This is a genomic window from Desulfovibrio sp. JY, assembly GCA_021730285.1.
Lineage (GTDB): Bacteria > Desulfobacterota > Desulfovibrionia > Desulfovibrionales > Desulfovibrionaceae > Solidesulfovibrio.
Genome location: CP082962.1, coordinates 3,357,501 through 3,371,056, shown reverse-complemented (window position 1 = coordinate 3,371,056; position 13,556 = coordinate 3,357,501). Strand labels below are relative to the sequence as shown.

Annotated in this window: 9 protein-coding genes and 2 rRNA genes (1 of these 11 only partly in view); 4 read left to right on the top strand and 7 right to left on the bottom strand. The window is 62.4% G+C overall.

Going from position 1 to position 13,556, the window contains the following annotated elements; all coding sequences use genetic code 11:
* Nucleotides 1-2: 2 nt before the first annotated feature.
* Together K9F62_14995 and K9F62_14990 are read right to left on the bottom strand one after the other, a co-directional pair.
* The gene (locus K9F62_14995; protein ID UJX40008.1) at nt 3-911 is read right to left on the bottom strand and encodes an adenine nucleotide alpha hydrolase family protein; all 909 of its coding nucleotides are present in this window, start codon (nt 909-911) and stop codon (nt 3-5) included.
* A gap of 392 nt (nt 912-1,303) precedes the next feature.
* Complete coding sequence (locus tag K9F62_14990; protein ID UJX40007.1) at nt 1,304-1,501, bottom strand: hypothetical protein; 198 nt, start codon at nt 1,499-1,501, stop codon at nt 1,304-1,306.
* Between the two features lie 146 nt (nt 1,502-1,647).
* Between K9F62_14990 and K9F62_14985 the strand changes: the two genes are divergently transcribed.
* The 3 genes from K9F62_14985 to trpS all read left to right on the top strand — a co-directional run bounded on the left by K9F62_14985 (nt 1,648) and on the right by trpS (nt 3,835).
* Complete coding sequence (locus K9F62_14985; protein UJX40006.1) at nt 1,648-2,013, top strand: response regulator; 366 nt, start codon at nt 1,648-1,650, stop codon at nt 2,011-2,013.
* A 115-nt stretch (nt 2,014-2,128) separates the two neighbouring features.
* On the top strand, nt 2,129-2,773 hold the full coding sequence (locus K9F62_14980; protein UJX43215.1) for a site-2 protease family protein: 645 nt from the start codon (nt 2,129-2,131) through the stop codon (nt 2,771-2,773).
* Between the two features lie 54 nt (nt 2,774-2,827).
* Nucleotides 2,828-3,835, top strand: a complete 1,008-nt coding sequence (gene trpS / locus K9F62_14975; GenBank protein UJX40005.1) for a tryptophan--tRNA ligase — start codon at nt 2,828-2,830, stop codon at nt 3,833-3,835.
* A 543-nt stretch (nt 3,836-4,378) separates the two neighbouring features.
* Here trpS and mltG read toward each other — a convergent pair.
* The 3 genes from mltG to K9F62_14960 are packed head-to-tail and all read right to left on the bottom strand — an operon-like array spanning nt 4,379 to nt 9,340.
* On the bottom strand, nt 4,379-5,392 hold the full coding sequence (gene mltG, locus K9F62_14970; protein ID UJX40004.1) for an endolytic transglycosylase MltG: 1,014 nt from the start codon (nt 5,390-5,392) through the stop codon (nt 4,379-4,381).
* Nucleotides 5,362-5,805, bottom strand: coding sequence for a Holliday junction resolvase RuvX (ruvX, locus tag K9F62_14965; protein ID UJX40003.1), 444 nt, complete (start codon nt 5,803-5,805; stop codon nt 5,362-5,364). Before ruvX ends, mltG begins: the two co-directional genes overlap by 31 nt.
* A gap of 10 nt (nt 5,806-5,815) precedes the next feature.
* Nucleotides 5,816-9,340, bottom strand: coding sequence for an FAD-binding oxidoreductase (locus tag K9F62_14960; GenBank protein ID UJX40002.1), 3,525 nt, complete (start codon nt 9,338-9,340; stop codon nt 5,816-5,818).
* Between the two features lie 215 nt (nt 9,341-9,555).
* Between K9F62_14960 and K9F62_14955 the strand changes: the two genes are divergently transcribed.
* A complete protein-coding gene (locus tag K9F62_14955; GenBank protein UJX40001.1) occupies nt 9,556-11,541 on the top strand; it encodes a glycosyltransferase family 39 protein in 1,986 nt (661 codons plus the stop codon).
* Between the two features lie 575 nt (nt 11,542-12,116).
* Here the strand turns inward: K9F62_14955 and rrf are convergent.
* A 5S ribosomal RNA gene (gene rrf, locus K9F62_14950) occupies nt 12,117-12,231 on the bottom strand.
* A gap of 45 nt (nt 12,232-12,276) precedes the next feature.
* Nucleotides 12,277-13,556: ribosomal RNA gene (locus tag K9F62_14945) — 23S ribosomal RNA — on the bottom strand; it runs 1,644 nt beyond the window's last position.

Here is a 13,556-nt window from a genome sequence, read left to right as displayed (position 1 = left end):
CGCTATTCCCCCGCCTTCTCCACCAGAGCCCGGATGCGGCACACGCCGCAGACCTCGCTCGAGGACGGATAACCGCAGCGCTCGCAGGGCTGAAGCACCGGCCCGTTCTCCTCGCCCACACCGGCGAAATGCGATTTGCCCTTGGCCAGAAACGCCTCGTAAAAGGCCGTTTTCTGGCCAGGGCTCCTGTCCTCCAGGTCGGCAAAAAGCCGCTTGTGCCCGGTAAAGCTCGCCCCGCCGCTGTACGGGCAGGCCGCCTTCCAGTGGTCGATGCCCTTGAAAAAACAGTACGCCGCCGTCTCGAACTCCGTGAGGCGATAAAGCGGCTTGATCTTGCGCACAAAACGCCCCTCGGCCGGCAACATCGGCCCTTGCCCGCCCAGATAGGCCGCATCCCAGCGCAGTACGTTGGCGAAAAGCCGCGCCACCTCGTCGTCCAAATTGTGCCCCGTGGCCAGGGCGGCATACCCATTTTCGTAGGCGAACCGGTTGAAATAATGGCGCTTGATCTTGCCGCACACGGAGCAGATCGGCCGGCGTACCGCATCCTTCACCTCCGGAATGGCCAACCCGACCTCCGCCAAGCGCAACACATGCAGCGCAAAGCCATTTTCCCGGCAATACGCCTCGGTGCGCTCGCACACCGGGTCCGAACTGTCCGGAATCCCCAAATGCACATGCAGCCCGGTCACGTCATGGCCCAGATCGGACAACACCCGCAGGAGCGCCAACGAATCCTTGCCGCCCGAAACAGCCACCAGCACCTTCTCGCCCGGGAGTATCATCCCGTGACGCCGTATGGCCGTCTCCACCTGCTTCCTGAAAAACCGCTCGAAACACTCCGGACAAAAGCCCGCATGATGACTCGGCAGCTTCACCGCCGCCGTCTCGCCGCATCGTTTGCACTTCATGGATATTTCCGGGAGAGGAGGAGCGAGATGCGGGGGGAGGGGACCCCTTTTTGCAAAAAGGGGTCCCCTCCCCCCGCCCCCCCCCACCCTCCCCAAAAACTCTTAAAGGGTTGTAGCGAAAATCAGGTACGCTTTACCGATCCCCTTCGCCCCGGAGGGGCGACGGCGTGGTGGAGGCGGAATTTGTTTGGGACGAGCTTGTCGCGAAGCGACATGCACCGTCCCGGCAAATTCCGCCTCCATCTTCCAGACATCCACCTGACCGCCCCCCCGCCAGAGTCCCGCTCCGTCAGAGCCGGGAAGGGGGGGCCGGGGGGCCCGTGGCCTCCCGGCGGGTCCAGGGCAGCGCCCTGGCGGGGTCTGGGGCGGAGCCCCAGCCTCTTCCCCCCGGCCTAGCCGCGCGAGGTCACGGGGCGCACGGTGACATGGTCGCCGTCGTGCAGATGCCTGTCCGGGGTGAGCAGCTCGCCGTCGCGGATAATCAGGGCATCATTGACGCGGAGGTTGAGTTTCTGGAGCAATTGCAAGACGGTCTTGATTTTAGGATAAGTGACTGGTTGTTTGTCCGAACCAAGTGTAACGGTGATCATGGTCTGGCCGTGTAGCGCGGCGGGGCTTGGGAATCAAGGCAGCGGTCCGGGAAAACGGTTGACCGGGGCCGAGCTTTTCCGCATAAGATCGAGTCGAGAAACGCAGGAAATGACGACAACGTGTCGTGCTGTAAGGAGTTGTACCTATGAGCGGGAAGATATTGGTCGTCGACGACGAGAAGCACATTCGGATGCTCTATCAGGAAGAACTCGAGGGCGAAGGCTACGAGGTGGTGACCTCCGACGGCGAGGAAGACATCTTGCCGCTGATGGCCAAGGTCTCGCCGGACGTGGTGGTGCTCGACATCAAGCTCGGCGGCAACCGCTCGGGATTGGACCTGCTCCAGGAGATCCGCGGCAAGGACCAGAGCGTGCCCGTTATCCTGAGCACGGCCTACGACAGCTTTCAGCACGACCTGAAGTCCATCGCGGCCGACTATTACGTGGTCAAATCCGTGGACCTCGGCGAACTGAAAAACAAGGTGGCCCTGGCCATGGAAAAAGCCGGGTAATCCGTCACATGCACCGTCCCCGCCCCGGAGCGCAGGCAACATATCCGGGGCGGACCACGGTCCTTGCGGATGCGCCCCTTGCCCCGGCCAGCCGTTCGTGCTAGCCGCCATCTCCATGTCTCCGGATATTTCCCAAACAATCCAGGAAATCGCCCTGCTGGTCGTCCCGGTGCTCATGGCCGTGACCTTCCACGAGGCGGCCCACGGCTTTGTCGCCAACTGGCTGGGTGATCCCACGGCCCGACTCGCCGGGCGGCTCACCTTAAACCCCATCCGCCATCTCGACGTGCTCGGCACCCTGGCCTTCCTGATCACGCGCATGATCGGCTGGGCCAAGCCCGTGCCCGTGAACCCGCGCTATTTCCGCAACCCGGCGCGCGGCATGATGCTCGTGGCCCTGGCCGGGCCGGCCATGAACTTCCTTTTGGCCGTACTCTTCGCCCTGTCCGTGCATGGCATCGAATACCTCGGCGTCGGCGTGGTCCAGGGCACTGTGGCCTTCCGCATCCTGGAGCCGCTGCTCTACATGTGCGCGGCCGGCGTCACGGTCAACCTGGCCCTCGGCATCTTCAACCTGCTCCCCGTGCCGCCGCTCGATGGCAGCAACATCCTGGCCGGCTTCCTGCCGCCACGCATGGCGCTTCGTTACCAGGAGTTCGGCCGCTGGGGATTTTTGCTGCTCATCCTGCTCGCCGTGGTCGGGGTGCTCGGCAAGATCATCCTCCCCCCGGTCTCCTTTCTCTATCAACTACTGGTCTAGACCGGTCCGACCGGTCCCTTCCCCATCCCTTTCACGGCGAACGGATCACTTCCCATGAGCGAAAACACCCCCAAGGAAAACAAACGGATCGTTTCCGGCATGCGCCCCACCGGCCCCCTGCACCTGGGCCACTACTTCGGCGTGCTCAAAAACTGGGTCGCCCTCCAGGACACCCACGAATGCTTCTTCTTCGTGGCCGACTGGCACGCCCTGACCACCGAATACGCCACCCCCAAGCGCATCAAGGGGTTCGTGCCGGAACTGGTCAAGGACTGGGTCGCCGCCGGGCTTGATCCGGAAAAATGCGTGCTGTTCCAACAGTCCCAGATCAAGGAGCACGTCGAACTGCACCTGCTCCTTTCCATGGTCACCCCCGTGTCCTGGCTGGAACGCAACCCCACCTACAAGGACCAGCTCACCGAACTGGCCGCCAAGGACCTCGCCACCTACGGCTTCCTCGGCTACCCCGTGCTCATGGCCTCGGATATCCTGATCTACCGGCCCGGATTCGTGCCCGTGGGCCAGGATCAGCTGCCCCATATGGAACTCACCCGGGAAATCGCCCGCCGGGCCAACCACCTCTACGGGAACTTCTTCCCCGAGCCCCAGGCCCTGCTCACCCCGGACGCCAAACTGGCCGGCCTCGACGGCCGCAAGATGAGCAAAAGCTACGGCAACTCCATCGGCCTGTCCGAAGACCCGGGCACCATGAAGAAAAAAGTCATGAGCATGCTCACCTGCGAAAAACGCGCCCGCCTGACCGACCCCGGCGATCCCAAGGAATGCAACCTCTACCCCTACCACGAACTGCTCACAGCCCCCGAGCGGTTGCCCGAAATCGTCGAAGGCTGCACCCACGCCACCTGGGGCTGCGGCGACTGCAAGAAACTGCTCGTCGAATCCATGACCGCCTTCCTCGAACCGATCCGCGACCGGCGAAAAGCCTTCGACACAGACCCCAACCTCGTCTGGGATCTGCTCGAACAAGGCAACGCCAAAGCCCGCGCCTGCGCCAGCCGCAACCTCGACGCCCTCAAGAAAAAGCTGAACTTCAACTTTTAGGCTGACAAGCTGGCTTGCTGGCTGGGGCTCCGCCCCAGACCCCGCCAGGGCGCTGCCCTGGACCCGCCGGGAGGCCACGGGCCCCCCGGTCCCCCCTTCCGGTGTGCTTTGGCCGGGCGGGGGATGGCTTGACTGGCGGGAGCGCGGAGTGTGGAGAAGATGGAGGCGGAATTTGTCGGGACGGTGCATGTCGCTTCGCGACAAGCTCGTCCCGAGCAAATTCCGCCTCCACCACGCCGGTCGCCCCAAGGGGGCGACATTCAGAAAACTATTCTCTTCTTAAAATGCGGCGCTTCGCCGCTGGCGCGGTTGTTGCCGCAATCGTGTCCGGCGTCGAGGCGCGTAAGCGCCTCGTGTCGCCGGGCCGATTGCGGCAACAAACATACGGCGTCCCGCCGCCCAACAACACCAACCAATACATCCCCCCACCCCACTCCCACTTCACCAACCCAACCCGGTAAAAGGGGGTCCGGGGGACATCAAGTCCCCCGGCGGGGTCCAGGGGCAGAGCCCCTGGCTGGCCGCCGGAGGCATCACCACATTCTACTTCCGGCCGTGGCGCTGGTATTTATTGACGGCGTTGATGTGTTCTTCGAGGGTCTTGCTGAATTTGTGTTCGCCTTGGCCGTTGGCGACGAAGTAATAGTAGTCGTGGATTTCGGGCGCGGCGACGGCCTGGAGGGATTTGAGGCCGGGGGAGCAGATGGGACCTGGGGGGAGTCCGGGGTGGACGTAGGTATTGTAGAGGTTGGTGGGGTCTTCGAGGTGGGCGCGGGTAAGGTTGCCGGTAAATTTATCGCCGAGGCCGTAGATGATGGTGGGATCGGTTTGGAGCAGCATGCCTTTGGCCATGCGGTTGAGGAAGACGCCGGCCACGCGGGGGCGTTCGGCGTCGACGCCGGTTTCCTTTTCCACGATGGAAGCCAGGGTCACGGCGTCGAGAAGATTCTTGCCTTCGGGTTTGGCGGTGGGCCAGACGAAATTGGCTTGTCGCCAGAATTCCTTGAGCATGGCTTCGACGACGTAGGTGCCGTCGTCGTCGTGTCTGCGGGTGAAGAGGTAGGTGTTGGGGAACAGGAACCCTTCGGCGGTCTTGGCCGGGATATGGTATTTCGCCAGGAGTTGCGGGTCGCGGGCGGCCTTGAGGAAGGCCTGCTCCGAGCACAGACCGGCCTGATCGGCCAGTTTGGCGATCTGGCGCATGGTCAGGCCTTCCGGCGCGGCGAGCTTGTGCTGGATGCTTTTGGCGGTGGTCAGGTAGTTGAGCAGCTTGTAGGGGGTCCAGCCGGTGCTGACTTCGAATTCACCGGCTTTGATCTTGCCGCCCATTTCCGTGACTTTGGCCAGGAGTTTGAAACCGTCGGCGTCGCGCAGCACCCCTTCGGCCACGAGCATCTTGGCTGTGGCGTCGAAGGACTGGCCCGGCTCGATGGTGACGGTTTTCGTTTCGCCCGGCGATTGGGGCGGGATGGTCAGGAAGGTGTAGGCGTGGTAGCCGACGAGGCCTCCCACGACCAGGGCACAGATCAGGATTCCGAGGAGGATGGTTCGCAGCATAATGCTCCGCCGCGCAGATAGCGCTCGAGGATGACGGCCGCCGCCTGGGCGTCGACGCGGGCGAGGAGTTCCTTGCCGGCGTATCCGGCTTCCCGCAGCCGTTCGGCGGCTTCTTCGGTGGAAAGGGCTTCGTCGACGAGTTCCACGGGCACGTTGGTGCGCCGGGTAAGGCGGGCCACGAAATTGCGCACCTGCCGTCCGGTAAGGCCCTCGTCGCCGCCGGCCCGCACGGGGTAGCCGACCACGATGCGTGTGACGGCCTGGTCGCTTATAACCGCAAGCAGTTCGTGAAACAAGGCGTCGCGGGTCTCCCAGGCCAGGGTGCGCAGGGGGAAGACGACCCGGGCCTCGGGGTCGGTTATGGCCAGTCCCACCCGGGCCTGGCCGTAATCGATGGCGAGCAGTGGCGGCATGCGGCCGTGGTCAACCCCGAACGCGGGCGGCCTTGGCGTTTTTACGCAACACCTTTTTCCACTTCGGCCCGTCGAGCGCCTCGGCCAGATACTCCAACGTATGCATGACCTGATGTTTGTCGTGCATTTCTGAAAGGATACGCTGGATGCCCATCTTGCACGACGGACAGCCGACCAGGATGGGCATGGCCTCCGACGCCTCGGCCAGATTCTCGGCCAGGGTGATGCGCTTGCGCTCCCGCAACCGGTTGTAGATGGCCGGCGTGGTCATGGCCCCCATGCCCGATTCGCCGCAGCAGTGGGGCGAAAGGTCCACAGGCCGGCCCGTGACCTTGCGCAACGCGTCCATATACATGCCCGCGGCCTTGTTTTTCGCCACGCCGGCCCATTCGCTGTGGCAGGCGGCGTGGTAGAGGATGGGCGTCTTGTCCTCGCCCGCCGGGAACTCCAGCCGGCCAAGCAGGAACTGGGTCACATCCATGTGCACGAGATCGGGCCGCAGGGCCACGAGATCGTGCTCCTCCAGGGCTTCCCGACAGGTGCCGCAGCTGGTGAGGCTAAATGCCGGCAAAAGGCCAAGGGATTCGGCCTCGGCCAAAAGCGCGGCCAGGGCGGCCCGGTTGTGCTCCCGGTTTTGCCGGTACGCCTCGCCCATGCCGGCCGCCAGAAGCGGATAGCCGCAGCACAGATGCCGATGGGGCACGAGCACCGCCACTTCGGCCCGAAGCAGCAGGTGGATGGCGGCCATACCGATGGCGCTGGAAAAGAGCGACGCCCCGCAGCCCGGGAAATAGAGCACGGTCTCCGGAGCCTCGCGCCCTTCCTGGGGAATGAAAATGGAGCCCTTGTCCAGGTCCAGGCGTTCGCTCAGGCTGCGCAGGCCAAGATTCGGATTGGGGCCGCGAAGCCCTGGGTTCTCGATGCGGTTGCGCCAGAACCGGGGCAAAAGCGGCATGACCTTGTTGTGGAATTGCTGGCCATAGGCCGCGAGCTTGGCCGCCTTGGGCGCGCGGTTCTCCACGTCCTCGACAAGGTAGGACAAAATCTTGTGCTTGATGGGATGGCCGCCGCAACCCTGCTGGTCGAGGAAATTGCGCAGTCCGAGGGCCACCTTGCCGGACTCGATTTTCACCGAGCACACGCTCGTGCACTTGCCGCAGGCCGTGCAGTGATCAACCAGCTTGCGCAGCTTGTCCAAAAGCGCCGGGTCGGGCTCGCCGTGGCTGATCTGGGAATAGTAGATGGCCTCGATCAGCGCCCCGATGGCGATGTTCTTGTTGCGCGGATGATAGAGCATGCCATGTTCCGGGGCGAACATGGGGCAGACCTGCTTGCATTTGCCGCAACGGTTGCAGAACTGAATGCCGCTTAGAATCGAAATCAGCGTATCCTTGTCCGGCAGTGCGGTCTTCTTGATGTCGCGAATCAGCCTGTTAAACGAGAATGTGTAGGGCTCGACCCGAAGCGTACGGGTGGTCAGCTTGCCCGGGTTGATGATGTTTTTCGGGTCCACCCGCTTCTTGTAGGCGCGAAGCGCCTCGATCTTGGCGTCGTCCAGAAAGGCGATCTTGGTGATGCCGATGCCGTGCTCGCCCGAAACCGCGCCGCCAAGGGTGGTGACCTTCTCGAAAACCTTTTCCGCCGCTTCCAAGGCTTGCCGCATCATCTCCGGATCGTTGGAATTGACCGGGATGTTGACGTGGCAGTTGCCGTCGCCGGCGTGCATATGGCTCGCCACCTCGATGCGGGTGGCGGTCATCTCGGTGTGGATGGCGGCGAGCTGCTCCTTGAGCTTGGGATAGCGCGAGGCCAGATCGGTGAAGAAGTAGTGGGTCTGCACCTCCACTTCCGAATCCGACAGGTCCCGGGCCGTGATCTTGCCGCGCAGCACCCGGTCGCAAAATTCCAGCTCCATGGCCACGAATTCGTCCGAGGCCGGGATGCCGGGCAGCCGGCCGGCGTTTTGCAGGGCCGTTCGGTAGGCGTGGGCAATGCAGTGGAGGTTCAGGTCTTCCAGGAACTGGGCGAACTCCGGCACGACGGACAGCGGAATGACCACGTCCTCGTTGATCTTGAATCCCGAGGTGCGCTTGGAAATGGCCGAGAGTTTGTGCCGGTCCTCCCAGTACAGCTCCGCCGTCTTGGCGTCCTTGGCCTCGAAAACGTCCACATTGTCATAGGGATCGACAATGTCCACGATGTCGGCCGCCGCGCGCAGGAGCGCGTCCTCCTTGTCGGAGTCGAGCTGGAGCAGCAGCACCGAAATCGGGTCGCCCTCGTACTGTGAGGACTTCTTGGCGTAATTGATGGCCTTGACGTACTTGGAGTTGAACTCCTCCAGGGCCGAAATCTTGACCGCGTCGCCTTCCTCGCGGATACGGTTTCTGAGCCCGACCACGTCGCGGATGACGCACATGGCGTTATTCATCGACCGGCCGAAAAATTCCAGGCACAGCGTGCGCGAATACTTGGGGACGGGATACAGGGCGAAACAGGCCTCGGTGATGATGCCGTCCACGCCCTCTTTCTGCACGCCGGGAAGCCCGCCAAGGAACTTGTTGGACACGTCCTTGCCGAGGTTGGGGGCGCGGATGTCCCGGCCGGGCAGGCGCACCACATCGCGCACGCTGCCTTCCCCGTCAAGAATCTCGAAAACGGCCGTCTCTTCCGGGCGAATCTTGTGGCGCGGGTGATTGACCCGGCGCACCTCGATAATCTCGCCCGTGGCCTCGACCATCTTATAGCTGATGATGTTGTCGAGGGTGGTGCCGTACTCGAAGGCGAACGGCCCGCCGGCGTTCTCGGCGATATTGCCGCCGAGCGACGAGGCCGCCTTGGAAGCCGGGTCCACGGTGAAAAGCAGCCCCTTGGCCGCGGCCGCCTTGATGGCGTGCATGGTGATGACGCCGGTCTGGGCGCAAAGGGTCCGGGCCTCCTCGTCGATGGCCAGGATCTTCTTGAATTTTGACAGGCTGAGAATGACCGAACGCCTATGGGCCGGTACGGCCCCGCCGGTCAGCCCCGAGCCGCCGCCGCGCGGAATGATGGCGAATTCCAGCTCGTAGGCCAGACGCAGAATCTGACGGATATGGTCGGCGGTTTCGGGCAGGAGCATGCAAATGGGCATCTCCATGCGCAAATCCGTGGCGTCGGTGGAGCACTCCACCAGGGAGTGGGCGGCGGTGACCACGTCCTCGGCCGGCAGGAAACGGCGTAACCGCTCGACCAGGTTCTCCCGGAAGCGCTTGTCCGATTCGTAGACGTCCCAAAAGGCCTTGTAGGCCTTCTTGATCAGGCGCGGATAATCGCCCCAGGCCTTGGGATTGGCCCCGGCCAGACGCTTTTCCACCGAAGCCTTGACGTCGTCGGGGTTGATGAAGGGATTGGCGCGCACGAGGAAAAGTTCGGCGGCCACGGCCACGGCAAGATTCCTGGCGTCCTCGGGCCACGCCTCGATCTCCTTGGGCGAGATGTCGAGGACGCGGGGTACGAGCCGCTCAAGGGGGAGGGATATATGCGGTGTTCGCTCAGACATATTAAGCGCTTCCAGCGAGGGTTGAAATACGGGAGGGAGTCAGATAATGCCGATGTCGGCGTTTGGCAAGGACCGCCTGCCCCGATTCCGGACCCGTAACGTTTCGTGCAGTGCCCCACCATGCATGGGTGTACCTGTTTTTTTTCGATCAAGCCTTTCCACAAACATCCCTTGGCCGCGTTCGAGCCTTCTGGCGCAGGGCCCGCGGGAGGTCCATGCTCGAAAGTTGCATCGCCTTTGTTTTATTGGCCGAACTGGGTTGCGTCCTTGCCGCCTGGTACAGGCTGCAAGACCCCGCATCCGGCATCGGCGAGGCACTCGCGTGCGCCCTAGCCCTGACGCTTGCCGGGTTGGGCCTGGCCGTCCAATTTCTTTTCGCCTTGGGTCTGGCCCGGTATCCCTGGCTCTTGGATGCGGACGCAGCCGTCTTTTTCGCCTATGCCTGGCGGCGGGGCAAGAGGCGATTTCTCCCGGATCTTCGCGAGGCCTGCCGCGTGGCCGCCACCTCCGCCAGTGCCTGGGTGCTGGCCGCGGGCTGCGCCCTGCTGGCGCTGACGGTGTGGGTCGCTCCGCCGGCCAACTGGGATTCCATGACCTACAATCTGGCCCGGGTGTGCATCATGATGCAGGAAAACACCCTGGCTCCGGAACACATAAACACCTTCCGGCAGGTATCCTTCAGCCCGGGCTTCGACCTGCTGCACTGGTTCTTTCTCCGCTACCACACGGACCGGGCCATCGCTATTTTTTCCTTTCTCGCCTACCTGACCATCATCGCGGGAAGCTTTTCTGTGGCCAGACGATACGGCGACGCCCGTTTCGCCCTGCGTACGGCGCTTATCGTGGCTTCGTTGACGCTCTTGCCCCTGGAAGCCACCTCCACCAAGAACGACATCGGCGCGGCGGCCATGGCCGTGGCCTGCCTGATCGGCGCCGCCCGACTGCTCGATCGTCCCGGTCCCGGGATCCTGGTCTTTTTCGTCACCTGCGCCTGTTACGGGCTTTCGACCAAGGCCCATTTCGCCTTTTTCGGCGCTCCGCTCACCGTACTCCTTTTCCTCGCGCGAGACCGGGAACTGAGCAAAATGGTGCGAGAGTGGTCACGCAGGGCTCCCCTGCGTCTGGCCTTTGGCATCCTGGCCATGCTTGCCGTCCTGGCGCTGTGCCTCGGCAGCCAATGGATCAACCTAGCCCGTTACGGTGATGCCTTCGGTCCGCGCCAGGCCGTGGCCCTGCACGAAAATCACGACGGACTGCCGGGCGCGGCGGCCAACCTGACCCGATACGTCCTCAACAGCATCGATATTCCGGGGAAATGGTGGTTCACGACCCGCCGCGACATCCATGCAGCCCTTTTCGGCCCGGGCAAGGGGCCGGGCGCGACCATGGCCTATAACGCCTATTTCGCTCCGGGCAACGCCCTGCGGGAGGATTCGGCGGCATTTGGCCTACTTGGGGGCGTACTCGTGGTTCCCTGCAGCCTGTTGGCCCTTTTTCGTCGACGCGACACACTCGTCCGTCTGGCCGCCCTCGCCCAGTGGACCTTTTTCCTGGCCCTTTGCGCCACGATCACCTGGTTTTCCTTCAACAACCGGTTTCTGACGCTCTTTTTCGCGGCAAGCGCGCCGGCCCTGGCCGCCGCACGGGGATGGTGGCACGACCGGAAATGGGTCCGGCTCCCTGTGCTCGTCCTGGCGGTTTGCACCCTTGGCGCGGCGAAACTGGCCAACCAGGACCGACCACTCGTTGACGCGGCGTATCTGCCGAAAGTCGATCCTCCCTTCGAGGCGTCGCTCTTCGATCGCCCGGGAGGCCGGCGTGGCGTTTACGACGCCTATTTTCACGGCCCGCTGCTGCTCGACTACCTGTCCCGGGGGCTTTATCCCGGCGGCCGGGGACTGCTCGTCGCCGGCAAGGACAGCTGGGTCTACCCGATCCTTTTTTACGGGCACAGGCAACACTGGCTGGTCATGGGCGAGGATGCGCCAGCGGCCGTCGTCGACGGCGAGCGCTACGACATGTGCCAATGCCCTTCCCTGCGCCGATTGGTGGACCGGTTCGACGTGGCTGTGATCATGGAATCCCCGGCCGCCGCGGCCTGCCTTTCCGGAGAAAAAACCGTCATGACCACCCAGGCCCCTTGGGGAAAGGTGCTGGTATTCGCGCCTGGCGCATCACGGGAAAAAGCCGTCGCGCCGTAGCCTCTCTGCTCCGCTGGAGTTGCCTCCACCTGGAGTTGCCCCTGCTAAACCGGACAGGCCGCGATATCGATTGCGCGAAGAAACTCCCGTGCGATCGCATTCGCAGCCCCTTGACGAGGGCACACACCCGCCGGGAGCCGTAACTCAGCCGTCCATCGACGATCTCACCGGATCAAAGGCAGCAGGACTTCGTCATGGGTCTTGGAGTAACGGGAAGGACGGTTCCTTGGGCCGGTCGCCAGTCGTTCGGACAACTGCGAGCGGGCCACGTCAAACGTCTCTGCCACGCGCTTCACAGGGAAGTCGGGTCAACGCCAATCTTCACGCAACGCCATTCCGACCACGCACAGCGGACGGCCGGGCTCATCGGAGCCACTCCTTGCGCGGCATCTTGCCCCCCCCCATTCCCCCCACAGAGGGAGAAACGGCCACTTGGCCTTTTAGGCGGCAAGAGCACCAACCGGACGCGAGCTGAACCGCGTCGCCAAACCGGCCACCCCGTCCCATATGGATTAGGCCTTAGGCATAAAAAAAGCCCCGGAGTTGTTTAGCAACTTCGGGGCTTTTAAAAAGAGCCCTGGCGGCGACCTACTTTCCCACGCAAGAGTACGCAGTATCATCGGCGAAGGAGGGCTTAACTTCCGAGTTCGGAATGGGGTCGGGTGTACCCCCTCCTCTATGACCACCAGGACAAATATATAAGTTAAAATAAGGGATGGGATTGTTTGGATGGCAAAAATCAAGTCGAACGGACTATTAGTACCGGTTTGCTGAGCACATTGCTGTACTTGCACATCCGGCCTATCAACCAGGTAGTCTACCTGGGTCCTTCGGGGAGAACTCGTCTTGAGGCGGGCTTCCCGCTTAGATGCTTTCAGCGGTTATCCCTTCCGAACGTGGCTACCCTGCGATGCCGTTGGCACGACAACAGGAACACCAGGGGTTCGTTCATCCCGGTCCTCTCGTACTAGGGACAAACCCTCTCAATTCTCCAACGCCCACGGAAGATAGGGACCAAACTGTCTCACGACGTTTTAAACCCAGCTCGCGTACCACTTTAATCGGCGAACAGCCGAACCCTTGGGACCTGCTCCAGCCCCAGGATGTGATGAGCCGACATCGAGGTGCCAAACCGCATCGTCGATATGAACTCTTGGATGCGATCAGCCTGTTATCCCCGGCGTACCTTTTATCCATTGAGCGATGGCCCTTCCATGCGGGACCACCGGATCACTAAGGCCCACTTTCGTGCCTGCTCGAGATGTCTCTCTCACAGTCAAGCTCCCTTATGCCTTTGCACTCGACGGCTGGTTTCCAATCAGCCTGAGGGAACCTTTGCATGCCTCCGTTACTTTTTGGGAGGCGACCGCCCCAGTCAAACTACCCGCCAGACAATGTCCCCGAGCCGGATAACGGCATCAGGTTAGAAGCTTAGACAATCGAGGGTGGTATTTCAAGGTTGGCTCCGCCGACGCTAGCGCGCCGGTTTCACAGCCTCCCACCTATCCTACACACGAGTGCCCAAGCTCCAATGTCAAGCTGTAGTAAAGGTGCACAGGGTCTTTCCGTCTTTCCGCGGGTAGACGGCATTTTCACCGCCACATCAATTTCACTGAGTCTCTGGTTGAGACAGCGTGGAGATCGTTACACCATTCGTGCAGGTCGGAACTTACCCGACAAGGAATTTCGCTACCTTAGGACCGTTATAGTTACGGCCGCCGTTTACCGGGGCTTCGGTTTAGAGCTTCGCTTGCGCTGACTCCACCCCTTAACCTTCCGGCACCGGGCAGGTGTCAGTCCGTATACGTCGTCTTACGACTTCGCACAGACCTGTGTTTTTAGTAAACAGTCGCCACCACCATTTCTCTGCGGCCCCCTCAGGCTTACGCAGCAAGTACTTCACCAAAGGGGGCACCCCTTATCCCGAAGTTACGGGGTCATTTTGCCGAGTTCCTTAACCAGAGTTCTCTCAAGCGCCTTGGGATACTCTCCCCGCCCACCTGAGTTGGTTTACG

Excerpts from the sequence above, each read along its gene's own strand:
- K9F62_14995 (UJX40008.1), bottom strand. The coding sequence starts at position 911 with ATGAAGTGCAAACGATGCGGCGAGACGGCGGCGGTGAAGCTGCCGAGT.
- ruvX (UJX40003.1), bottom strand. The coding sequence starts at position 5,805 with ATGCCGCCACTGCTCGCCATCGATTACGGCCAGGCCCGGGTGGGACTG.
- K9F62_14955 (UJX40001.1), top strand. The coding sequence starts at position 9,556 with ATGCTCGAAAGTTGCATCGCCTTTGTTTTATTGGCCGAACTGGGTTGC.
- K9F62_14985 (UJX40006.1), top strand. The coding sequence starts at position 1,648 with ATGAGCGGGAAGATATTGGTCGTCGACGACGAGAAGCACATTCGGATG.
- trpS (UJX40005.1), top strand. The coding sequence starts at position 2,828 with ATGAGCGAAAACACCCCCAAGGAAAACAAACGGATCGTTTCCGGCATG.
- K9F62_14980 (UJX43215.1), top strand. The coding sequence starts at position 2,129 with ATGTCTCCGGATATTTCCCAAACAATCCAGGAAATCGCCCTGCTGGTC.
- K9F62_14960 (UJX40002.1), bottom strand. The coding sequence starts at position 9,340 with ATGTCTGAGCGAACACCGCATATATCCCTCCCCCTTGAGCGGCTCGTA.
- K9F62_14990 (UJX40007.1), bottom strand. The coding sequence starts at position 1,501 with ATGATCACCGTTACACTTGGTTCGGACAAACAACCAGTCACTTATCCT.
- mltG (UJX40004.1), bottom strand. The coding sequence starts at position 5,392 with ATGCTGCGAACCATCCTCCTCGGAATCCTGATCTGTGCCCTGGTCGTG.